Annotated in this window: 19 protein-coding genes, 1 tRNA gene and 1 pseudogene; 15 read left to right on the forward strand and 6 right to left on the reverse strand. The window is 60.2% G+C overall.

The annotated features are described in order from the left end of the window. Positions 1-39 precede the first annotated feature (39 nt). The 8 genes and pseudogenes from ACVDG8_RS15905 to ACVDG8_RS15940 all read left to right on the forward strand — a co-directional run bounded on the left by ACVDG8_RS15905 (position 40) and on the right by ACVDG8_RS15940 (position 9480). A complete protein-coding gene (locus ACVDG8_RS15905; RefSeq protein ID WP_447255504.1) occupies positions 40-1917 on the forward strand; it encodes an extracellular solute-binding protein in 1878 nt (625 codons plus the stop codon). After that, positions 1835-3784: an extracellular solute-binding protein gene (locus ACVDG8_RS15910; protein ID WP_455707782.1), complete on the forward strand. Its 1950-nt coding sequence runs from the start codon at positions 1835-1837 to the stop codon at positions 3782-3784. The genes ACVDG8_RS15905 and ACVDG8_RS15910 overlap by 83 nt, the downstream gene beginning before the upstream one ends. Positions 3785-3814: 30 nt before the next feature. Then, a complete protein-coding gene (locus ACVDG8_RS15915) occupies positions 3815-4912 on the forward strand; it encodes a microcin C ABC transporter permease YejB (RefSeq protein WP_447255505.1) in 1098 nt (365 codons plus the stop codon). Then, complete coding sequence (locus tag ACVDG8_RS15920; protein WP_447255506.1) at positions 4912-6051, forward strand: ABC transporter permease; 1140 nt, start codon at positions 4912-4914, stop codon at positions 6049-6051. The genes ACVDG8_RS15915 and ACVDG8_RS15920 overlap by 1 nt, the downstream gene beginning before the upstream one ends. 92 nt (positions 6052-6143) lie before the next feature. Beyond that, positions 6144-6377, forward strand: a complete 234-nt coding sequence (locus ACVDG8_RS15925; RefSeq protein ID WP_447255507.1) for a hypothetical protein — start codon at positions 6144-6146, stop codon at positions 6375-6377. Continuing rightward, a complete protein-coding gene (locus ACVDG8_RS15930; RefSeq protein WP_455707783.1) occupies positions 6377-6877 on the forward strand; it encodes a type II toxin-antitoxin system VapC family toxin in 501 nt (166 codons plus the stop codon). Before ACVDG8_RS15925 ends, ACVDG8_RS15930 begins: the two co-directional genes overlap by 1 nt. Beyond that, positions 6874-8501: pseudogene (locus ACVDG8_RS15935) on the forward strand (ABC transporter ATP-binding protein). Before ACVDG8_RS15930 ends, ACVDG8_RS15935 begins: the two are co-directional and overlap by 4 nt. Before the next feature lie 37 nt (positions 8502-8538). Continuing rightward, positions 8539-9480, forward strand: a complete 942-nt coding sequence (locus ACVDG8_RS15940) for a 2-hydroxyacid dehydrogenase (protein WP_447255509.1) — start codon at positions 8539-8541, stop codon at positions 9478-9480. Here the strand turns inward: ACVDG8_RS15940 and ACVDG8_RS15945 are convergent, their stop codons facing one another. Both ACVDG8_RS15945 and ACVDG8_RS15950 read right to left on the reverse strand, forming a co-directional pair. After that, entirely contained in the window at positions 9481-9855 is a 375-nt protein-coding gene (locus ACVDG8_RS15945; protein ID WP_447255510.1) for a hypothetical protein, read from the reverse strand. Between the two features lie 143 nt (positions 9856-9998). Beyond that, positions 9999-10922 (reverse strand): class I SAM-dependent DNA methyltransferase, encoded by a 924-nt coding sequence (locus tag ACVDG8_RS15950; RefSeq protein WP_447255511.1) that lies wholly within the window; start codon positions 10920-10922, stop codon positions 9999-10001. Positions 10923-11131: 209 nt separating this feature from the next. Here ACVDG8_RS15950 and ACVDG8_RS15955 point away from each other — a divergent pair, with 209 nt between their 5' ends. Both ACVDG8_RS15955 and ACVDG8_RS15960 read left to right on the forward strand, forming a co-directional pair. Next, positions 11132-12142: a ligase-associated DNA damage response exonuclease gene (locus tag ACVDG8_RS15955; protein ID WP_447255512.1), complete on the forward strand. Its 1011-nt coding sequence runs from the start codon at positions 11132-11134 to the stop codon at positions 12140-12142. Positions 12143-12361: 219 nt separating this feature from the next. Continuing rightward, the gene (locus tag ACVDG8_RS15960) at positions 12362-13960 is read left to right on the forward strand and encodes a cisplatin damage response ATP-dependent DNA ligase (protein ID WP_447255513.1); all 1599 of its coding nucleotides are present in this window, start codon (positions 12362-12364) and stop codon (positions 13958-13960) included. Positions 13961-13962: 2 nt separating this feature from the next. Here ACVDG8_RS15960 and ACVDG8_RS15965 read toward each other — a convergent pair whose 3' ends face one another. Together ACVDG8_RS15965 and ACVDG8_RS15970 are read right to left on the reverse strand one after the other, a co-directional pair. After that, entirely contained in the window at positions 13963-14373 is a 411-nt protein-coding gene (locus tag ACVDG8_RS15965; RefSeq protein ID WP_447255514.1) for a YybH family protein, read from the reverse strand. Positions 14374-14446: 73 nt separating this feature from the next. Next, positions 14447-15268: a hypothetical protein gene (locus tag ACVDG8_RS15970; protein ID WP_455707784.1), complete on the reverse strand. Its 822-nt coding sequence runs from the start codon at positions 15266-15268 to the stop codon at positions 14447-14449. 44 nt (positions 15269-15312) lie between these two features. Between ACVDG8_RS15970 and ACVDG8_RS15975 the strand changes: the two genes are divergently transcribed. Further along, positions 15313-15753 (forward strand): hypothetical protein, encoded by a 441-nt coding sequence (locus ACVDG8_RS15975; RefSeq protein ID WP_455707785.1) that lies wholly within the window; start codon positions 15313-15315, stop codon positions 15751-15753. 186 nt (positions 15754-15939) lie between these two features. Then, positions 15940-16015: transfer RNA gene (locus tag ACVDG8_RS15980), tRNA-Thr, on the forward strand. A gap of 278 nt (positions 16016-16293) precedes the next feature. Here the strand turns inward: ACVDG8_RS15980 and ACVDG8_RS15985 are convergent. After that, positions 16294-17538 carry a RelA/SpoT domain-containing protein gene (locus tag ACVDG8_RS15985; RefSeq protein ID WP_447255516.1) on the reverse strand — a complete coding sequence of 415 codons (1245 nt, stop codon included), beginning with the start codon at positions 17536-17538 and terminating at the stop codon, positions 16294-16296. 522 nt (positions 17539-18060) lie between these two features. Between ACVDG8_RS15985 and ACVDG8_RS15990 the strand changes: the two genes are divergently transcribed. Continuing rightward, entirely contained in the window at positions 18061-18441 is a 381-nt protein-coding gene (locus ACVDG8_RS15990; protein ID WP_447255517.1) for a hypothetical protein, read from the forward strand. Between the two features lie 304 nt (positions 18442-18745). After that, entirely contained in the window at positions 18746-20191 is a 1446-nt protein-coding gene (locus ACVDG8_RS15995) for a M48 family metalloprotease (RefSeq protein ID WP_447255518.1), read from the forward strand. 589 nt (positions 20192-20780) lie between these two features. On the opposite strand, the gene ACVDG8_RS16000 is transcribed toward ACVDG8_RS15995, so the two are convergent. Further along, positions 20781-21800 carry an NAD-dependent epimerase gene (locus tag ACVDG8_RS16000; RefSeq protein ID WP_447255519.1) on the reverse strand — a complete coding sequence of 340 codons (1020 nt, stop codon included), beginning with the start codon at positions 21798-21800 and terminating at the stop codon, positions 20781-20783. Positions 21801-22035: 235 nt separating this feature from the next. Here ACVDG8_RS16000 and ACVDG8_RS16005 point away from each other — a divergent pair, with 235 nt between their 5' ends. After that, on the forward strand, positions 22036-22224 hold the full coding sequence (locus tag ACVDG8_RS16005; protein ID WP_447255520.1) for a YodC family protein: 189 nt from the start codon (positions 22036-22038) through the stop codon (positions 22222-22224). Positions 22225-22279: the final 55 nt, after the last annotated feature.

Below are 22279 nucleotides of genomic sequence, written 5' to 3' on the forward strand. Positions count from 1 at the left end.
GTCTGGATGATCTGGCACGCATCGCGAAGAGGATAGTGCATGACGGTTGGCCGAACGGTTCTGAAGTCGTTGCTGACGGCAGCCCTGCTTGCAGTGGGGATGCAGGGGACCCAAGCTGACGAGTGGCGGACTACGTCTTCGCTGATCGGCCAATCCAAGTACGGCGACAATTTCCAGCACTACGACTACGTCAACCCCGATGCGCCGAAGGGCGGAACGCTGAACTCAGTGGTGCCGGGCACCTTCGATAGCTTCAATCCCTATATCGTGCAGGGCTCGGCCGCTGCGGGCTTCTCCCAGTTCGGCGGCGGACTGCTCTACGACACGTTGATGGAGCAGGCGACCGACGAAGGCAGCGCCAGCCACCCGTTGATCGCCGACGCTTACAAATTTCCACCGGATTATTCCTCGGCGACGTACCGCCTCGATCCGCGCGCCAAGTGGCATGACGGCCAGCCGATCACCGCCGATGACGTCATCTGGTCGTTCCAGGTGCTGAAGGCCAACAGCCCGATGTACAGCCGCTATTTCGAGAATGTCACCGATGCCGTGGCCGTCTCCGACCGCGAGGTCGAGTTCCATTTCAGCCAGAAGGGTAACCGCGAACTGCCCAAAATCCTGGGCGACCTCGTCGTGCTACCCAAGCACTGGTGGGAGGGCACCGACGCCAATGGCAAGAAGCGCGACATCACCAAGGGCACGCTGGAGCCGCCGCTGGGCTCGGCCGCCTACAAGATTGCCAGCTTCAAAGCAGGCTCTGAGATCGTCTGGCAGCGCGTGCCCGACTATTGGGGCGCCAAACTGCCGGTAAAGATCGGCCGCGAGAATTTCGACGTCAGACGCTACACCTACATCCTCGATGAGAATGCCGCCTGGCAGGCCTTCACCAAGGGTGGACTCGAGGACATCAACGCGGAAAACAGTTCAAGGCGCTGGTCGACCTTCTATAATTTTCCGGCGATCAAGGCAGGCGACGTCATCAAGAGGGAGTTCAAGACTGAATCTCCCCAGCCCATGCAGGGTTTCGTGCTCAATGTGCGCCGCCCGCAGTTCCAGGATCGCCGGGTGCGCCATGCGCTGACCGATGTGCTCGACTTCGAAAGCATGAACCGCACGCTGTTCTTCGGCCTGAACACGCGCACCTCAAGCTATTTCCAGGGCACCGAACTGGCATCGAGCGGCCTGCCGCAAGGCAAGGAGCTGGATATCCTGCAGCAGTACCGGGACAAGCTGCCACCGGAGCTGTTCACGGAACCGTTCAAGCTGCCTGTCTACGATTCCCCGCAGGCCGAGCGGAAATATCTGAAAGCGGCGGTCGATCTGTTTGCTGAGGCGGGCTGGGTCATCAAGGGCGGCAAGATGGTCAACGCCCAGACAGGTCAACAGTTCAAGCTGGAAATACTCGGCAAGGACCCGACCGATGAGGTCATCGCCAATCCCTATGTCGGCAATCTGCGCAAGATCGGCATCGACGCCAATCTTCGTATCGTCGATCCCAGCCAGTATGTGAACCGCAGCCGCAATTTCGATTTCGATGTCGTGACGGGATTGTTCGGCCAGTCCGAGTCGCCGGGCAACGAGCAGCGCGACTTCTGGAGCTCGAAGGCCGCCGATACGCCGGGTTCTCGAAACCTGGTGGGCATCAAGGATCCGATTGTCGACGCACTGGTTGACCGCGTCATCTTCGCCACCGACCGCGACGACCTCGTCGCCGCCACCCATGCACTCGATCGGGTGCTGTTGTGGAGCTACTACGTCGTGCCGCAATGGCACCGGCCGGTGGTCTGGCTGGCTTACTGGAACAAATTCGGCATCCCCGACAAACAGCCTGCCTATGTCGGCGCCGATCTCGATTCCTGGTGGGTCGACCAGGACAAGGAAAAGGCGCTCGCGGCTAAGTACAAGGGCAGCAATTGATGGCGGTGCTCCCCGCCGCGATTTCCTCGCGCTCGGCGCCGCGGCGACCGCCGCTGCGCTGCTGCCGGGCAGGGCTTTCGCAGCCAGCCCGACCGGCGCGAAACTGCATGGCCTGTCGGCTTTCGGCGACCTCAAATACAAGCCGGACTTCACCCATTTCGACTATGTCAATGTCGATGCGCCGCAAGGCGGCACCTTCAACTTCCTGCCGCGCAACTGGCGCGCCAACCAGACGCCGCTAACTTTCAACACGCTGAATTCGTTCGTGCCCAAAGGCGATGCGCCGCAGCGCATGGAGATGTGTTTCGATACGCTGATGGTGAGAGCCTTCGACGAGCCTGACGCCGTCTACGGGCTGATCGCAGACGGGGTGACGATTTCGGACGACCGCAACGACTTCACCTTCTCGCTACGCCCGCAAGCGCGTTTCCATGACGGCACGCCATTGACGGCCGAGGATGCCGCCTTCACCTTCAAGTTGCTCAAGGACAAGGGGCACCCGTACTATTCCCTGCCGCTGACGCATCTGGATGACGCGATTGCCGTGGATGCCCACACGTTGCAGCTCAAGTTTTCCGGCAAGCAGACAAGTCGCACCATCCTCAACGCCGTAGAGTTCCCGATCCTGTCGAAGGCGTTCTACACGGCCAACCCGTTCGATTCCTCGCAGATGAACCCGCCACTGGGCTCTAGCGCCTACAAGGTCGGTCGCTGGTCGGCAGGAGCTTGGATCGAATATGAGCGTGTGGCGGACTATTGGGCCAACGACCTGCCGGTCAATCGCGGCCAGAACAATTTTCAGCGGATCCGCGTTGAGTTCTACCAGGACCGCAGCGTTGCCTTCGAAGCGTTCAAGAAGGGAGAAATCCTCTACAGGGAGGAATACACCGCGCGTGTCTGGGCGACAGGTTACGACTTCCCCGCCTTCACCGCCGGCAAGGTGGTGAAGCACGAATTCCCGGCCGAAACCGTGCCTTCGATGCAGGGCACCGCCGTCAACCAGCGGCGCGAGCAGTTTCGCGACCCGCGCGTACGGCAGGCGATCGGGCTGTGCTTCGACTTCGAATGGACGCGGCGCAATTTCTTTTATGGCTCCTACGAGCGCTCGCAATCCTGCTTCGAGCAATCCGACTTTCGCGCCGAAGGCAGGCCATCGCCCGGGGAATTGGCCTTGCTCGAGCCGCTGCGCGACCAGATTCCTGCCGAGGCCTTTGGCGAAGCCGTTATGCAAGCCGTGTCGAATGGCTCCGGCCGTGACCGCCAACTGCTTGGCAAGGCAGCCAAGCTCCTGACGGACGCTGGCTGGAAACGGTCCGGCAATTTCGTCGTGAACGAAAAAGGCGGTCGGTTGTCGGCAGAGTTCCTTGTCGACGACGAGGTCTTCGAACAGGTCTATTCTCCCTGGGTCGAAAACATGAAGGCGGTCGGCATCGACGCCTCGATCCGGCTGGTTGATGCGGCGCAGTATCAGCTGCGGCAGAATTCGTTCGACTACGATCTCGTCTCGGTCGCAGCCTCGTTTCCGGCGACGCCGACCCGTGACGACCTCGAAACCATTTTCCACTCGCGAGCGGCTGCCCTGCCGGGCACACGCAACCTGCCTGGAACATCGAGCCCGGCCGTCGACGCCCTGGTCGACGCCGCAGGCGCCGCCACGGATCGCGAAAGCCTTACAATCGCCATGCGCGCGCTCGACCGGGTCTTGCGTGCGCGGCGCGATTGGATTCCAAGTTGGTTCCTGGCGAATCACCGAAGCGCCTTTTGGGACATGTTCGGCTTTCCCGAGCGGAAACCCGATTTCGACTTTCCGGTCGAAGCGCTGTGGTGGGTCGACAAGGGCAAGGCGGCAAGAATTGGCAAAGCCTGAGATGACCGTTCGCGCAGGATTAGCAGCCTGATGGGCGCCTACATACTGCGACGCATCCTTTTGATGATCCCGACCCTGTTCGGCATCATGGCAGTCGCTTTCGTCGTCACTCAATTTGCACCGGGCGGGCCGGTCGAGCAGGTCATCGCCAGCCTGACCAATCAGGCCGGCAGCGACCGCCTCGGCAGCGGCGGCGGCGATGCGGGCGCCGGCGGCAATTTCGATGTTGCCAGCGATGTCGGTTCGAAATACCGCGGCGCGCAAGGGCTCGATCCGGAATTCATCAAGAAGCTGGAAAAGCAGTTCGGCTTCGACAAACCGCCGCTCGAACGCTTCGGCATGATGCTGTGGAACTACGCGCGCTTCGATTTCGGCGACAGCTATTTCCGCGACATCTCGGTGCTCGACCTGATCCTGGAGAAAATGCCGGTATCGATCTCGCTCGGGCTGTGGATCACGCTGCTCTCCTACCTCATCTCGATCCCGCTCGGCATCCGCAAAGCGGTCAAGGACGGGTCCGCCTTCGACGTCTGGACCAGCGGTGTCATCATCGTCGGCTATGCCATACCGGCTTTCCTGTTCGGCATTTTGCTGATGGTGCTGTTTGCCGGCGGCTCGTTTTGGGACTGGTTTCCGCTGCGCGGCATCGTTTCCGATAATTGGGACCAGCTGTCGTGGCCGGACAAGATCGTCGACTATTTCTGGCACATGACGTTGCCGCTGACCGCGCTGGTGCTGTCGGCCTTTGCCACGACGACGCTGCTGACCAAGAACTCCTTCCTGGAAGAGATCCGCAAACAATATGTGGTGACGGCGCGCGCCAAGGGCCTGTCGGAGCGGCGGGTGCTTTACGGACATGTGTTCCGTAATGCCATGCTGATCGTCATCGCCGGCTTTCCGGGCGCCTTCATCTCGGCCTTCTTCACCGGCTCGCTGCTGATCGAGAACATCTTTTCCCTCGACGGCCTCGGCCTGCTTGGCTTCAAGTCGGTGCTGGCGCGCGACTATCCGGTCGTGTTCGCCAACCTCTACATCTTTTCGCTGCTTGGCCTGTTCGTGACGCTGCTGTCCGACCTGATCTACACCTGGGTCGATCCGCGCATCGATTTCGAGCGGAGAGACGTCTGATGACGCAGGCCGCAACCGAGACCACACCAGCAAGGATCGCCCGCCCCTGGCTGTCGCCGCTCAACAAGCGGCGCTGGCAGAACTTCAAGGCCAACCGACGCGGCTACTGGTCGTTGTGGATATTCCTAGCTCTGTTCGTGCTGTCGCTGTTTTCCGAGCTGATTGCCAACGACAGGCCGATCATCGCCTCCTACAAGGGCGAGATCCTGTTCCCGGTGGCGGTCGCCTACCCGGAGGAGAAGTTTGGCGGTTTCTATGCCGTCACCGACTATCGTGATCCGGTCATCCGCGACGAGATCAATGCCAATGGCTGGATGATCTGGCCGCCGATCCGCTATTCCTACCGCACCGTCAACAATGCGATCCCCGACGCCGCACCGGCAAAACCGTCATGGGAATATGACGTGCAGAAGCGATGCAGCCAGTATCCGAAGGGCGCCGCCGATCCCGACTGCATTGTCGGCAACTGGAACTGGCTGGGCACCGACGACCAGGCGCGCGACGTGCTGGCGCGCATCATCTATGGGTTCAGGATTTCCGTGCTGTTCGGACTGACCCTGACTTTGGGCTCGTCGGTGATCGGCGTTGCTGCCGGCGCGCTGCAGGGTTATTTCGGCGGCTGGACGGATCTCCTGTTCCAGCGCTTCATCGAAATCTGGTCGGCGATACCGCTGCTCTATCTCTTGCTGATCGTTGCCGCCATCCTGCCGCCGGGGTTTTTCATCCTGCTCGGGCTGATGCTGCTGTTTTCCTGGACGTCGCTTGTCAGCGTGGTGCGGGCCGAATTCCTGCGCGCCCGCAACTTCGAATATGTCAATGCGGCCCGCGCGCTTGGCGTGCCCAACCGCACCATCATGCTGCGCCATCTTCTGCCCAATGCCATGGTGGCGACACTGACCTTCTTGCCTTTCCTGGTCAGCGCCTCGATCTCGACGCTGACTTCGCTCGATTATCTCGGCTTTGGCCTGCCGCCAGGCACCGCGTCGCTCGGCGAACTGCTCAAACAGGCGCAAAGCAATCTCAACGCCCCCTGGCTCGGCATATCGGGCTTTGTCGTCATCTCGCTGATGCTGTCGCTGCTGGTGTTCATCGGTGAAGCGGCGCGCGACGCGTTCGATCCGCGCAAGGCCTTCCGATGAGCGACGGTGCGGACCAGCATTCAGCATGATATATTCTCAGTGTGCTTTTCGAACGAAAATGAGCGTAGCGTACCCCACGAAAGGACCGAGTTGTGAACAAGGTCATCCTTGAGCATTACCCCGCATCCAAACTCCCGGATGAGTTGCGAGAGGGTATAGCTTTGACTGCCTCGGTTAAGGTGACGGTGGAAGAGGAAGCCAAACGGCCTCTCGGCCACAGGCAGTTGCTTGAACTTATGCGCAATGCGCAGGCCAACGCGGCGGGAACAAGTCTCGAAGAGGCCGTTGCGCGTGTTCGTGCCCTCCGCGATGAGTGGGAGGATTGATGGCCGCCTTCCGGCTTTACGTCGATACGAACATTTTCATCTACGCTTTCGAAAATAACGATGCTCTGGCAAAAAAACTGCTTCAGCTCATTTCACTGAACGAGGGCAGAAAGCGGCCTTTCCTCGCGACAAGCGAGCTCGTGCTGGCGGAGTTGATGGTTGACCCTCTGAAAAAGGGCAATGAGCCGCTTGTTGAGCTCTATGACAATATCTCGATTGGTAACGCCTTTGTCTCCATTGGGATGGTAACTCGCGAGGTTCTCTGGCAGGCAGCACAGCTTCGCTCGCAGTTCATTTCCCTTAGGCTGCCGGATGCCATTCATCTTTCGACGGCGATGCATTTCGGGTGCACACAATTTCTGACTGCCGATACCAGATTGAAGGACGCCTATTCTGTCACGCCAAATCGGCTTGTCCCTCCGCAATTGACAGCGCAAATTTCGATCATTCGACCCGAGATTTCTGCCGTTGATAAGATCATAGCGGAAATTGATGCATGACTGCTTCTTTGCTCTCCGTCCGCGACCTCAGTGTCGCCTTCACCCAAAGCGGCAACCAGTCGATAGCCGTCGACCACATCTCCTTCGACCTCGCCAAGGGCGAGACGGTGGCTCTGGTCGGCGAATCCGGCTCGGGCAAGTCGGTGTCGGCGCTGTCGGTGCTGAAGCTCTTGCCCTATCCGACCGCCAGCCATCCGTCAGGCAAGATTCTGTTCCAGGGCGCCGATCTGCTGGCCATGAACGAGAAGCAGCTTCGCCAGGTGCGCGGCAACAAGATCACCATGATCTTCCAGGAGCCGATGACCTCGCTCAATCCGCTGCACACGATCGAGCAGCAGATCGTCGAGATCCTGGCACTGCATCAAGGCATGGGCGACCGCCAGGCGAAGGCACGCACATTGGAGCTGCTCAACGAAGTCGGCATCCGCGATCCGCAAAAACGCCTCGACGCCTATCCGCATCAGCTGTCCGGTGGGCAGCGCCAGCGCGTCATGATCGCAATGGCTTTGGCCAATGAGCCGGAGCTCCTGATCGCCGACGAGCCGACGACGGCGCTCGACGTCACCGTTCAGGCGCAGATCCTGGAATTGCTGGCAGGGCTGAAGGCCCGCAAGGGTATGTCGATGCTGTTCATCACCCACGACCTCGGCATCGTCCGCAAGATCGCCGATCGGGTCTGCGTGATGACCAAGGGCAAGATCGTCGAGACCGGACCGACCAAGGACATCTTCGCCAACCCGCAGCACGCCTATACCAAGCACCTGTTGGCGGCCGAGCCGAAGGCAAGCCGCCGGCCACCAATGCCGACGCCAAGCCGGTGATGACTGGCAAGGACATCAAGGTCTGGTTTCCGATCAAGAAGGGTTTTTTCCGCACCACCGTCGACAATGTGAAGGCGGTCGACGGCATCGACGTCACCGTGCGCGCCGGCCAGACGCTTGGCGTCGTCGGCGAATCCGGCTCGGGCAAGACGACGCTCGGCCTGGCCCTGGCCCGGATGATCTCGTCGACCGGCACCATCCGGTTCAACGGCAGCGACATCAACCAACTCTCCTTCAGCGCCATGAGACCGCTCCGGCGCGAATTGCAGATCGTTTTCCAAGACCCGTTCGGCTCGCTCAGCCCTCGCATGTCGGTGTCCGAGATCATCGAGGAAGGCCTGAAGATCCACGAGCCGAAACTGTCACCCGACCAGCGCGACGACAAGGTCGTCGCCGTGCTGAAGGAGGTCGGGCTCGATCCCGCAACCAGGAACCGTTACCCGCATGAGTTCTCCGGCGGCCAGCGCCAGCGCGTGGCTATCGCCCGCGCCATGGTGCTCAACCCGCGCTTCGTCATGCTCGACGAGCCGACCTCGGCGCTCGATATGAGCGTGCAGGCGCAGGTCGTCGACCTTTTGCGCAGCCTGCAGGCCAAGCACGACCTTGCCTATCTCTTCATCAGCCACGATTTGAAAGTCGTCCGCGCCCTTGCCAATGACGTCATCGTCATGCGCAATGGCCAGATCGTCGAGGCCGGGTCGTCCGAACAGATTTTCAGCAGCCCGCAAACCGACTACACGCGAGCGCTGATGGCGGCCGCTTTCAAGATCGAGACGGCGCCGACCGGCGTGGTCAGCGAGTAGCCGACCCGATCAGCAGCACAGGGAAGAAAATCCGCGAATGGAAAAAGGCAAAATCCTGCTTGCCGTCACCGGCTTCCACCCGCAGCGCTGGCACGAGTTGCTGGCCGCCGAACGCGAGGTCGTGCTGGAGCCGAACGGGCCGAGCGACCCCTCGATCACCTATGCCGTGGTGTGGAAGCAGAAGCCCAACCTTCTGTCGTCGCTGCCCAATTTGCGCGCCATCTTTTCGATCGGCGCCGGCGTCGATCACATCTTTGCCGATCCCGGCCTGCCCGATGTGCCGATCGTCAAGGTCGTTGCCGACAATCTGACGCAATACATGACCGAATATGTCGTCTGGCGGGTGCTCGACCACCATCGCCAGGGCCTGCTCTATCAGGCGCAGCAGAAGAAGAAGACCTGGCATGAACCGCCGCAGCGCCCAGCGGGCGACATCTCCGTCGGCATCATGGGTCTCGGCCATCTTGGGCGCGCCGCGGCCGCCGTGCTGCTCTCGCTCGGTTTTGCCGTCAATGGCTGGTCGCGCACCGACCGACCGATGAAAGGCGTTTCAACCTATTGCGGCGAGTCCGGGCTGATCCCGTTCCTCAACGCCACCGATATCCTCGTGGTGCTTTTGCCGCTGACGCCGCAAACCCAGGGCATTGTCAATTATGGCCTGCTGAAGGAATTGCGCCGGCGCAACGGCCTGGGCGGCGCGGTGCTGATCAATGCCGGCCGCGGCCGGCTGCAGAAGGACGCCGACATCCTGCGGGCACTCGACGACGGCACGTTGAAAGAAGCGAGCCTCGATGTCTTCGAGGTCGAGCCGCTGCCCAAGACCAGCCCGCTGTGGAGCCATCCGAAGGTGTTCGTCACGCCGCATGCGGCGGCAACATCCGACCCAGCGCATCTGGTGCCGACCATGCTTCGCCAGATGGCAGCCTTCGAGCGCGGCGAAAAGCTTGAAAACCTGGTCGACCGCAAGGCTGGATACTAGCTACGAAGGCTTCGAACCAGGCAGCGCGAAACTTTCCTTTTTCTTCGGCTTGCCGCAGTCGCGACGCTCAATCGAGCGGTTCATGGCGTCGATCTCGCCGCTCGCCTTGTCTTTATCGCGCTGAGCCTTCGAGCGCATGTCCGGCGTGAACGGGCCGAGACCCATTGCCGGATTGGAGAAGGTGGCCTTGGCGGTGATCGGCAGATTGCTTTGCTGCGCCAGCGTGTTGCGATTGGCGATGAGCTGATCGCACGGCACGTCGTCATATTGCAGCGAGGACTGCACGTTTTCGTCCTGGCGCTCGGACATCGAGGTGCCGCCGACGCAGCCGGCAACGGTGAGGCACGACACCAATACGACCACGTTCCAGCGCATGGATCCCTCCTTAGAGCAATTCCAGGAAAAGTGCGTAGCGGTTAAGTTCGGCGACTTCGCCGTAACCCTCCGTCGGGAATTGCACAAACAAAGACTGGCCCGTGCAACCCCGATCATGCAATTTCGGCTTTTTCGCAGCAAGGTCAGGGTTCAGACCACGTTCTCTGCGCCACGATGGCCAAGCCATCGACAGGCGCGCCACGATCCAGGCGAATGACCGTGGGCTCAATTGACAGGATGGACAATCCATTCGCGGCGAGAACACTGCGCATATAGCTCTTGGAATGCGCGTAACGCCGCGACGGCTGCAAGGCGAAGTTGCCGCTGTCGCCGGCAAGCAACTCGAGCGAGAACGCAAACACGCCATTGCCTGCCAGGTTCGCTGCAACAGAAGCGACGATGCCTTCCAGCGCGCCGATATAGATGAACACGTCGGCCGCCACCACGAGGTCGGCCTTGGCATCACCATGGCCGAAATGCTGGAGGTCGGCTTTCGAGAGGCGGTCGTAGATGTTCTTGGCGCGCGCCTTCTTCAGCATGCCGGCCGAGATGTCATAGCCCTCCAGACGGTCGACGAAGGGGCGTAGCTTTTCACCCATCAGGCCAGTGCCGCAACCGAGGTCGAGCGCCAGCCGGAAACGGCCAGGCCTTGCCTTGCCGATCGCCCGGGCGAGAACATCCGGGAGCCCGTAGCCGAGCTTTTGTACCAGCGATTCCTCGAAACTGTCGGCGTAGTGGTCGAACAGGGTTTCGACGAAGGCGCTGGGTGGCGCGGCCGCGGCCGGCGCATGGCCAATCAGTTGCAGTTTAAGCGCAGCGCCCAACCGATCCCTGGCGTCGAGCTTCAACGCCATCGCCCAGGCGTGCGCCGCCCGATCGAGAAAGCTGGCGGCCTCCTGCATCTCGCCGAGGCGGAACCAGCCGGCGGCCCATTGCGGCGCCAGTTCCAGGGCGCCAAGCAAGAGCTCGGCCGCCTGCGCCGGCTCGCCGGAGGCAAGCAGCATCTCGGCGAAATCGGCGCGACGGTCGGCGTTCAAGTCGCCGGACGAGGCTTGAAGCGGTTTCATGCGCGAAGCATCCCGCCGGTGAAGCTAGCCGGCGGCCGGCTCTTGAGCATGATCCCGAAAAGTGGGGACCGGTTTTTTCGGAGAGATCATGCTCCAACAAAGAGTTAGATCGTGAAGGCGATTCAACGAAACGCCGTCGCGATCTAGGATGAGTCAGCAGTCTCTTGCAACAGGCTTCCCGCGCGGAATTTAACGACTATCTTCCAAGCATGCGCGCCAGCGACCTGCTCAAATCCCGGCCCGAAGGCCTCTATTGTGCACCCGGCGACTTCTTCATCGATCCTGTGCGTCCGGTGGAACGGGCATTGATCACGCATGGCCACTCCGACCACGCGCGCTCCGGCCATCAATCGGTGCTCGCCACGCAGGAGACGCTCGACATCATGGGTCTGCGCTACGGCGAGGATTTTGCCGGCGCGACGCAGACAGCAATTCTCGGCGAGACGATCGATATCAACGGCGTTTCCGTCACCTTCCACCCGGCGGGGCACGTTCTGGGCTCGGCGCAGATCGCGGTCGAACATCGCGGCATGCGCATCGTCGCCTCCGGCGACTACAAGCGGCAGAAGGACGCCACCTGCCTGCCGTTCGAACCGATCCCATGCGATGTGTTCATCACCGAGGCGACGTTCGGCTTGCCGGTGTTCCGCCATCCGCCGGACCATGAGGAGATCGCGCGCGTGCTCAAATCGGCGGTGCAGTTTCCCGAGCGCTCGCATCTGATCGGCGCTTATGCGCTCGGCAAGGCGCAACGCGTGATGCGGCTGCTGCGCGATGCCGGTTACGACCGGCCGATCTACATCCATGGCGCGCTGACGAAGCTCAGCGAATACTATCAAAGCCAGGGCATTGATCTCGGCCAACTGGAGCCGGGCACGGTGGAGAGCGGCAGCAAGGCCGATTTTGCCGGCGCCATCGTCGTCGGCCCGCCTTCGGCCTTCGCCGACCGCTGGGCGCGGCGCTTTCCCGACCCGATCTCGTGTTTCGCGTCCGGCTGGATGCGCATCCGCCAGCGCGCCAAGCAGGGCGGCGTCGAGCTGCCGCTGATCATTTCCGACCATGCCGACTGGGACGAGCTGATCATCACCATCAAGGAAACGGGCGCCGGCGAGATCTGGGTGACGCATGGCCGCGAGGAAGCGCTGGTGCGCTGGTGCGAGATCGAGGGGATAGCCGCGAGGCCGTTGCATCTGGTGGGATATGAGGACGAGGGCGATTGATGGCGGAGGTAGCTACGACAATCGGCGCCCCCTCTGGCCTGCCGGCCATCTCCCCCACTGGGGGAGATCAGACGTCACGTCGGCCTTCGCCAATCTCCAATGCTGCCGGGGAAGAGCCGGCGGCGCAACTGCCGATCTCCCCCCTCGTGGGGGAGATGTCCGGCAGGACAGAGGGGGCGCCTCGCGCTGGCCTTCGCTATTCGCGTCGCGTGCACCCTTATGAACCGCTTCGCCGAGCTCCTCGACCGTCTGGTGCTCACACCGTCGCGCAACGGCAAGCTCACGCTGCTCACCGACTATTTCCGCAGCGTCGAGGACCCCGACCGCGGGTTGGCGCTGGCGGCGATCACCGGGGACCTCACGATCGCCGCGGTGAAGCCGGCGATGCTGCGGGCGCTGGTGGTCGAGCGCATGGACCCGGTGCTGTTCGGTTACTCCTACGACTATGTCGGCGACCTCGCCGAAACGGTGTCGCTGGTCTGGCCGCAGCCGGCAGGGCACATCCCCAATCAGGTGCCGACACTGGCCCACGTCGTCGGCAGATTGCAGGCGGCCAGCCGCTCCGACGGACCGAAGGTGCTGGCGCGGTTGCTCGACGACGCCAGCATCTCGGCGCGCTTTGCCATCATCAAGCTGGTGACCGGGGGCTTGCGCATCGGCGTGTCGGCGCGGCTCGCCAAGCAGGCGTTGGCCGATTTCGGCAAGGTCGATGTCGCCGAGATCGAGGAGCTCTGGCACGGGCTGACGCCGCCCTACACCGAGCTGTTCGCCTGGCTGGAAGGCAAGGCGGACAAGCCGACGAGCGCGGCACTCGCGCTGTTCCGCCCGGTGATGCTTGCCAACGCCGTCGATGACAGCGATCTCGAAAAGCTCGCTCCGGCCGATTATGCGGCGGAGTGGAAATGGGACGGCATCCGTGTGCAGGCGGTCTGCGAAGGCGGTGTGCGCCGGCTCTATTCGCGCACCGGCGACGATGTGTCCGGCGCCTTCCCGGATCTTGCCGCGGCAATGCATTTCGAAGCAGCGCTCGATGGCGAGTTGCTGGTCGGCGATCCACGCGAGGCGACTGGCACGTTTTCGGACCTGCAGCAGCGGCTGAACCGCAAGAGCGTGTCGCCAAAAATCCAGCAGCAATATCCGGCCTTCATGCGCTGCTACGATGCACTGCAGATCAACGCCGAGGATTTGCGCACGCTGCCCTTCGCCGAGCGCCGCAAGCGGCTCGAAACCTTCATCGAAACGCTCGATCCCGGCCGCTTCGACCTCTCGCCGCTGGTCAAGTTCCCAGATTGGGGGACACTGGAACGGCTGCGCGCGGCGCCGCCGCATCCGATCATCGAAGGCGTGATGCTGAAGCGCTGGGACTCGCCCTATCTCGCCGGACGGCCTAAGGGGCCCTGGTTCAAATGGAAGCGCGACCCGCACACGGTCGACGCGGTGCTGATGTATGCACAGCGCGGCCATGGCAAGCGCTCCAGCTTCTATTCCGACTACACGTTCGGCGTCTGGTCCGGACCGGAGGGCGCCGAAGAGCTGGTGCCGGTCGGCAAGGCGTATTTCGGCTTCACCGACGAGGAGCTGAAAGAGATCGACAAATATGTCCGCGACAATACCATCGAGCGTTTTGGGCCGGTGCGCTCGGTACGCGCCGACCGCAACAACGGGCTGGTGCTGGAAGTGGCCTTCGAGGGTCTCAACCGCTCGACCAGGCACAAATCCGGCGTCGCCATGCGCTTTCCCCGCATTTCGCGGCTGCGCTGGGACAAGCCGACGGCCGAGGCCGACCGCATCGAGACGCTGCAGGCGATGCTCGATTAGGCTCAGTCGACAGCCGGCACCGAGTGATGCTCGTGCATAAAAGTCCACTGTCCGGCGATCTTTTCGAAGCAGATGGTCAGCCGGAAATCGAGGTCGCTTGATTTGCCGTCACCCACGACGATGCAGCGCATCAACGCGATTGCAAACGCCACGTCGGCGCCGGCGGTGATGTTCAAGTCGACGATGTCGAACATGGGAGGACTGGGCGAAGCGCCGAAGAACAACGGCCAGGTGTCGCGATAGGCTTCGATGCCTCTGGATTGCAGCGGCGGTGGCACGTCGAACATGACGAAATCCGGCGCATGGTGACGCAAGATGCCGTCCATATCCTTGCGGCGCACGGCTTCGGCCCATTGCTCGATCAACAGCCGAATCTGGTTGGTGTGTCCTGTGCGGGGATCGGCAGCATTCATCGTTTCCTCCTCTCGGCCGCCAGCAACGGCAAACCCGTCACGTGTCCCGATAGAAACGACTGCTTGGTGGAGGTTATTCCGCGATCGAAACGCGGATCTCGTAGATGTCGACGGACTTGCCCTGCTTGTCGAAGTCGGAATTGACCGCGATCGTGCCGGCGGCGCCCGGGTGCTTGTCCGGGAACTGGACGTCGAACAGATACTCGTTGCGCTCGTGGCCGACCGCGTAGCGCTTGCGGCCGCAATCGCCGAGATTGCCGAAATTGCAGTCGACCGAGATCTGCGTTTCCTTGCCCTCTTCCGAACGGGCAACGATGTCGAACATGGCATGCTTGCCGGCGAGCTTTTCCAGCACGCCCTGGCCGACATCGAAAGCAATCGCCGAGCCGGACGCGCCCGAGCGGATGCGCAGGAACTGCCCGGTGTCATCCTTCATGACGTCGGCACCGGCATCCGAGGGCGTGCTGACATGGGTCGGGTCGCTCGGCGTAAAGACATTGATCCAGTTCTTCGACTGGTCCGCCTCGCCCGGCTTCTGCGGCGAGCCGGCGGGCGGCGGCGAGGAATCCTCGCTGTCGAGGGTCGGCGTCGCTTCCGGCGGGCCTGTATCGAGCTGCGCGGCCGTCTTGAAGACACCATTCTGTATGGCGAAATAGCCGCCGATGCCGATGGCAGCCAGCAGCGTTGCGACGACGAAGATCGCCGTCAGCGGCAGGCGCCGGCCTCTGATGCGCCGCTCGTCGCGATCGGGCGTCACCTGGGCGCCGTTGCCGACAGGAGCGCCCGGCGCTTCATCCAAAGAAGGTGCGTTGGGCAGCGCCGTCTCGTCCGGCATGATGTCGGGAACCACAGGCAGCACACGCGAGCGCGGCTGGTCGGAGGCGTCCGGCTGCACCGGGCCGTCAACTGTAATCGAGGGTGACGTCGCGGCTGGCGCCGGTGGCCGCGGTGCGTCGACCGACGGCGCGGCGGATACGGCCGGCGCGTCGACGCGGGGGCTGGAGCACCGCCACCGGCGGCGGCAACATTTTCCGGCGGCAGCGTCACATCCGGCACGGCCGCTATGAATTCGGATTCGATCTCGGCGATCTTGGCCTGCACCGCCTTGCGCCGGCTGATGGCAGCTTCAACCGTGATGTTCGGATTGGCCTGCAGCACGCGGTCGAGCGCGGCAAAGGCGGATCGATAGACCCTCTCGCGAAACGCCCGGTCCTCGGCATTGCCTTTCTCGAAGGCATTGCGGATCGCTTTCTCGATGGCGTCCAAGCGAGCTCCCTCTGCGCGTTCGCCCTGATCGTTAGCCGCAGCCGACCAATCAATCAACGGGCGGCGGGCGACCTTGCCGGCGCATCCCGAGCCATTTCGGCATTTTTTGCTTGATAATCAACATTTTTCGTCACCCGGACCCGATCGAGCCACGGCTGGCGGCGGGCAGCGAGTTGCCCCGCGCGACAGTCGAGGACAGGAATTGCCGACCACCGAGCCGGAATTCACCGCCAGCCATCTTGAATTAGCGGCCGGTTGCGTCTATCACGCAGCCCATTCTGGAAGCCCAACGCTTCCCGGGCCGCTTTAGCTCAGTTGGTAGAGCACATCATTCGTAATGATGGGGTCAGGTGTTCGAGTCACCTAAGCGGCACCATTCCCCTACTGAAAATGCTTTATTTCCAGTAGGATAAACAACTTGACGGATTTCCATCCACCCGAATGTCCACCTTAGAATGCTTCGTTGGGCAACCCTGTGAGGGTCGCGTCCTACCTGTGGCATGGCCATTTAGGCGACGGCATCAGTCATCAGATTGAACCAATCCGCTTTGCAGGCCGTATCAATGTCCAATTGGTCGCCGTTGGTCTCAAGCACAATCACCCTGGATAGATTCGCTTTCGGTAAATCGCGGAAACAGGATCGGGATTCGTTACCTAGCGGCGCTTTTCGAACCATTTAGTGTATCGACGATAGAGCGACGCGGGGTTTGCGACCTCGATCTTTTTCGGTCTGACAATCTCAGGCTTCGCCATACTATATTCGATGGCCCTCCTACCGCTGCATATCTCTCGGAGATTGCTAACGAACAGCGACACGTCGCCGAAGTAGTTGGGGTACATCTGAATTAGCTTGCTGATTTTGCCGACCTCGACCAGCACGACCTTGTCATCGTCCTGACCAGTCGCAAGGCGAAATTCCGCATCGCCAAGTTCCTGGGTCGCTACGATTATGCTGTCGTAGCTTTCCACCACGACGGTGTGATCTTTTCGGTATCTGATGAGGTAGTAGCGCCCAGCATCGTAGGTGTAATTTTCGGCAAAGTGGGTAGCGTTCTTGATGTTCTCTAGAACGCTGGTCGCCTGCAATCTCTTGTTCAGGTCGCGCAGTTCTCTGACACGATCATCGTGGGTGGGCATGCCATCAACTATCGGACAATCTTCGACGTAGGAGAATTCCGCGCCGGCCAGTTCGAACAACCGCAACCAGTCCGAGTCACCTTTGCCGTGCTTGTAGTCTTCGCCTCGGTAGAGGCTGGCGGCCTCTACCGCAGTTGCCCAAGAGTGTTGGAGGCGGGTCCGGATTTGAAGCTCGATCCTTCGACCAGCGTAGGTGTCTTGTTCTTCGCTATGCGGGCTAAAAGTGAAGACGATGTGATGGCTGCGATAGCCGTCCGGTTTGGGATTATCGATGTACGGATACCGCTGCCGGATCGGATGAGGGAACCTTTCCTCTATAGCGGCAATCAAGGTCCGGACACCTCGAATGTCGTGCATTATGGCGCGACAGCCGCCAAGATCATTCATCTGATCAAACTTGACACTGCTATCCCGAAGCTTGCGCCGGATAGAGGGCATCCTCTTGGGTCTGGCGGCCATATCCCCTTTGATGCCATTGGCGCGCAATTTATGCCGCACCGAGTAGAACACCGATCTCATCGGCATGACGTGCGAGTCGCGGAAACTGTTGGCGATGGTGAAGGTCTCGATGATGTCGCCAAATTCCGAATTGGTTAAGTCGCGATTGAACGCAATTTCACCCGCCAGTCGGTCGCCGGTTTTGCGAACCGCCTTCATACTAAAGCCAAGGCGTGGATAATCAGCCATCGAGCCTCTGAACAGGCCGTATTCGTCGGCCTCCTGATCAAGCGGCGAATCTACCGCTAGAGAATCATTCAGCATCACTCATACCCCTGAGGTATGCCGGAGCAAAACGAACAATGGCCGAAGGGCGTTCCGTGGAATTCCCACAAACGCAGGCCTTTGCGGTCGTGGACCCTCGCGTGGTTGGTCCGGAGGTGGTGCTTACCCGCTGACTGTTAGCTTGATTTCATTTCCCAGCAGTTTTGCCTTCCCCTGCGACCAGCCGCCGTAAATCAGGACCGGCTCCTCCAGATATCACTCAGTTGGACAGCGGCCACGGGCGGCTGCAGGCCTGCAGCCGCAGACGGCTGACCATAGGCTGCGCATGTTTCTACCGGAGAATGTCTAGCCAGCAACTGAAAAGAGAATGTGTCGCGGGAGAAGTGCCAAAGCTAAACGTAGCAGCCGGCGGCAAATCTGGTGCAACCTACCTGTTGGAATGATCGTCCCCGTGGCAGTCCGAGGAAAAGAGTGATACCGTAACGTCAGTTGAGGGCCGCCAGTGACTCCATGTTAGCTCATCCTGCGACGGAGTCTAAATCTCGGCACTAAGGGGCCAATATGACCGAGCGATCCAGTTCTATAGATACTGAAATTGCTATTGAAGCCGATCATGAAGCTCTTGCGCTTTTGCTCGATACCGCAGATGAAATGAAGCCTAACTTACCGGAACTTAAGGATATAACGGCACGCACCAAGAAAACGTCGTTTCTTGCGGCGGGCGCTCCTGAGATCACTCAACTAATCTTGGCACTTGGATCGTCTGGGGCAATTTATGCCGTACAATCTATACTTCGCGCATACTTCGCCAAGCGACCTCACACAGAGCTTGTGTTGCGGCGTAAAGGGATAAATGGTTCTACCACCGTAGTGGTTCGTAATGCGGACGATGAAACTCTGCAAACATTCTTTAAGAATTTTGATTCAGATAAGCGTTCTTGATATGTGGCGACTCTCGCACGTCGTCGCTCGAGAGGTCCTACTTATCGTTCTTTTCTCATGGTTGGTTTTGATAAACTGGCTCAATGAGTTTTTCGGTTATCATGATCCGATAGCGTTTCGCCTTTTTTTGCTCGCTGTCACAATCGTGCTTACCATAGCTGTCATTTGGCGAATGGTGCGTTTTCGTCGCCGACCACCCTCCACTCTCTTGCCAGTTTCTCTCCCACCTTCTTTCGGTGCAATCTGTGGACATGTGGATCTGGTCGAGGGGCACAGGGGCGATCATACAGTATTTGTGACAAAGGTGGCAAAGGAGCGCCCCTCGCGTGTGGTGATATCCATACCGACCGGGCGGGTGGCTGAAATACAAACTGCCTTGCAGGACGAGAATAGCGACGCGGGTAGATCGATGCGCTTTATCCTTGCTCATGAACTCGGACACGTACTCTATCACGATCAGCGCCGGCTAGTGGTTCTCTTTGCCTCACTTTTGGGAATTCTTTGCTCCGCTCTCGCCTTCGTTACGACGAAGCAGTCGGGACTGGAGTCTAAGCTCGATCCAAGCCTAATCACGATTTCTTTTGCGGGGTTCGTGATTGCAGCCTCAAGCACGCTCTTTCAGTTGCGATATGGTGAGTACTACGCTGACGAATTTGCCGCGAATATAGTTGGTATTGACATAGCTGCTTCAGAATTATGTAAATATACCCGCCGGGAGAAATATATTAAAAGAGAAATCTGGTCAGCACTGACGCACCCGAAATTTGAACAGCGAATGAATGTTATTGCCGCTCGTCACTCAAATATTATTGGTATAAGCGTTGCGGCCCTAGTTACACTTACTGAAATTTCGTTGGTTGGTGTCGTTGCCTCGGGATATCTCCTCGTTATACCGCTAGTCGGGTTTATGCTTGGGGCCTTTCTCGGGCTATGGGTCTTGATTCTCGCAATCATTTTTGTATCGTTCTTTTGGATCTGGCTAGCACTTCAAATGGTCGCGCCGGCAGCTTTCATACTCCTAGAGATCGCAGGCAAGGGTAAGGTCCTGCCTATTTTGCTGCCTGCTGCGTGCCTCGGAGTGATCGCAGTGACAGCTGCGGCACTTTTTGGAGATGATGTGGGTCGCGCGCTCGCTGATCCCTCGGTTCTGTTGGGTGCGATTGGAGACTCGGCGATTGATCTGATGTCGATGCCGGTGCCGTCGCAGAGGCTGTGGGGCTTGGCTATGTTGTTTATTGTCGGAGTTGCGGTCGGACTCGGTTTAATGGCTGGAGTTGCGGAGGCGATGACAGGGCGAAGCATTCGGCTTAGGCGCGATATTGTACTGTTTGGAGTGTGCGGGATTACGTCGGTGGCTGTTGGGTGGCTGCTTTGGATAATAGGGACACCAATACTTGGTATTGCATTGTGTGTGGCAGTATTCGGATATTTATTTCGGACATGGCGTGCGAGAACGTTTGATGGCGACTATGCCCGTACCGGAACGCTGGCGTTGCTTGATGAACTAGAGAGCGAAAGTCTGATCTTCGGAATTGATATTTCGCCTATCCGCGCAATTGAACGAGTAGCATTGGCTAGCCTTTTTTCTATTCCAATATCTGGCCTGTACGTTATTGCTGTTCCGTCTGTTGGCGGTCTCGGCTCGATTGCGGTATATTGTTTCTTTGTCTGGAATATCTATCGTTCAGTCCGCGATACGCAGGATGAATTGCTTGGTCGTCAGTTCTTAATAGCGAAGCTTGGCAGATGACCGTCAATTAATACCTGGCGATTTCCGTCTTCCAATTCAGGTCGGCTCTGGCGGGATGTTGGTAGGGACAGCGTGGCACAAAAAAGGTGGATCGGGCGGGCGGTCCTAGATTCGAAGGTGAGTTGGCTTTGCCATCAGTCCGGTCTTATGCACTTCTCCCGTCCCACTTCAGCGGCTGATGCCGGCAAATCAGGGCCGGCTTGCGAAGCACCTGCTCAAAGAGCTACCTAAGGAGAAGGGCTTAGGGTGCTCGCGCTCAAATAGGCCGCGGCGCAACCTGACGGCGTCGCCGGTGAAAGCTCACCGACATACGCCGCTGTCGGGCGTTTGTCGGGGCGACGGAAAGCAATTGCTAGCTGATCGCACGTCACCGAACACCACCGACCACCACTCTGGCCCTTCAGCTGATGCACCTGGACACAAGGCTGTTCTCGGTTGGGCAACCTACTTGAGCACTAGTGCCAAGGCTGGCAGGCGGCAATCGTGAGTCTAATTACTCGGGGACTTCCGCCTAGCGATGCCTGACCGCACGGGACGACGCAGTCGCCGGCGGCCCGCCACGTCTTCTCGCCGACCTGCAAGCTTCGGATCAAACTTTGTAGAATTCCCGGTACCATTCCACGAAACGCGGCACGCCGATCTCGATCGGTATCTTCGGCTTGAAGCCGGTCGCCTGCTCAAGCGAGCTGACATCGGCGAAGGTCGCCGGCACGTCGCCCGGCTGGAACGGCATCAGGTTGCGAACGGCCTTGCGCCCAAGCGCGTCTTCCAGCACCTCGATCAGCCGGTTCAGCTCGACGGGCGCGCTGCCGCCTATATTGTGGATCCGGTAGGGCGCGTTGCTGGTCGCCGGATCGGGTGCAGCGCTTGACCATTGCGGGTTGGCTGTCGCCGGTTGCCGCATTACGCGGACGATGCCTTCGACGATGTCGTCGACATAGGTGAAGTCGCGCTGCATGTTGCCGTGGTTGAAGACGTCGATCGGCTCACCGGCCAGGATGGCCTTGGCGAAGATGAACAGCGCCATGTCGGGCCGCCCCCACGGACCGTAGACGGTGAAGAAGCGCAGTCCTGTCGTCGGCAGCGCGAAGAGATGGCTGTAGGTGTGCGCCATCAGTTCGTTCGCCTTCTTGCTGGCGGCATAGAGGCTGAGCGGGTGGTCGGCCGAATCGTGCACGGAGAACGGCATGCGCGTGCTGCCGCCATAGATCGAGCTCGACGAGGCATAGACCAGATGGCCGACCGAGGCGTGCCGGCATCCTTCCAGGATGTTGAGGAAGCCACTGAGATTGCTTTCGGCATAGGCGTGCGGATTGGTCAGCGAATAGCGCACGCCGGCCTGGGCCGCGAGATTGACGACGATTTCGGGTGCTGCCGACTGAAACAGTGCCGAAATGCGGTCGCACTCGACGAGATTGACGTGCTCGAAGCGAAAATTGGGAAATGCCTTCAGCCGCTCGAGTCGGGTCCGCTTCAGGGTGACGTCGTAATACTCGTTCATGGAATCGAGGCCGACGACCGCCTGGCCATCGGCAAGCAGCCTTTGGCAAAGATGAAAACCGATGAAACCGGCCGCGCCGGTAACCAGAACAGGCCTGCTTGATGTCACGGCGTATTCCTCTCAGGCCGAGCCTTGCAGGTTCAGCAACGATGCTTGATCCGATGTCGTCCCTTTTAGCTCTTTATGTGGCGGTGCCGCCAATTCGATACCTGCCGACGAGAGCCGTTCTCTCCCCTCCTCCTCCCGCGGGTCACCGCCGCCTGCGCCAAGCGATGGAAGCATATCGACCATTGTCGAAATCGAGGTTTGGTGGAAAACTCGACCATCAGCATGGGAGGTCGAAATGTCCAATACTTTCAAGACCGGAGACGTCGTCAAGCTGAAATCCGGAGGGCCGCCGATGACGGTGAGCGACGGCGCGGCCTCGGGCATGTATCTGTGCCACTGGTTCAACCGCGACGGCGATGTCTGGACCCCGCAGCACGCGGGCTTCAAACCGGACCAACTGATCGCGATCGACCATTCGAAATAGCCGCCGAATTGTCTCCCTGGACGACGGAACCAAATCCGGCCGCTCCGGATGTGAT

The organism is Mesorhizobium sp. ORM8.1 (assembly GCF_053005525.2).

Coding starts and splice junctions, on each gene's coding strand:
- ACVDG8_RS15905 (WP_447255504.1), top strand. CDS start 40: ATGACGGTTGGCCGAACGGTTCTGAAGTCGTTGCTGACGGCAGCCCTG.
- ACVDG8_RS15910 (WP_455707782.1), top strand. CDS start 1,835: ATGTCGGCGCCGATCTCGATTCCTGGTGGGTCGACCAGGACAAGGAAA.
- ACVDG8_RS15915 (WP_447255505.1), top strand. CDS start 3,815: ATGGGCGCCTACATACTGCGACGCATCCTTTTGATGATCCCGACCCTG.
- ACVDG8_RS15920 (WP_447255506.1), top strand. CDS start 4,912: ATGACGCAGGCCGCAACCGAGACCACACCAGCAAGGATCGCCCGCCCC.
- ACVDG8_RS15930 (WP_455707783.1), top strand. CDS start 6,377: ATGGCCGCCTTCCGGCTTTACGTCGATACGAACATTTTCATCTACGCT.
- ACVDG8_RS15940 (WP_447255509.1), top strand. CDS start 8,539: ATGGAAAAAGGCAAAATCCTGCTTGCCGTCACCGGCTTCCACCCGCAG.
- ACVDG8_RS15945 (WP_447255510.1), bottom strand. CDS start 9,855: ATGCGCTGGAACGTGGTCGTATTGGTGTCGTGCCTCACCGTTGCCGGC.
- ACVDG8_RS15950 (WP_447255511.1), bottom strand. CDS start 10,922: ATGAAACCGCTTCAAGCCTCGTCCGGCGACTTGAACGCCGACCGTCGC.
- ACVDG8_RS15955 (WP_447255512.1), top strand. CDS start 11,132: ATGCGCGCCAGCGACCTGCTCAAATCCCGGCCCGAAGGCCTCTATTGT.
- ACVDG8_RS15960 (WP_447255513.1), top strand. CDS start 12,362: ATGAACCGCTTCGCCGAGCTCCTCGACCGTCTGGTGCTCACACCGTCG.
- ACVDG8_RS15965 (WP_447255514.1), bottom strand. CDS start 14,373: ATGAATGCTGCCGATCCCCGCACAGGACACACCAACCAGATTCGGCTG.
- ACVDG8_RS15985 (WP_447255516.1), bottom strand. CDS start 17,538: ATGCTGAATGATTCTCTAGCGGTAGATTCGCCGCTTGATCAGGAGGCC.
- ACVDG8_RS15990 (WP_447255517.1), top strand. CDS start 18,061: ATGACCGAGCGATCCAGTTCTATAGATACTGAAATTGCTATTGAAGCC.
- ACVDG8_RS16005 (WP_447255520.1), top strand. CDS start 22,036: ATGTCCAATACTTTCAAGACCGGAGACGTCGTCAAGCTGAAATCCGGA.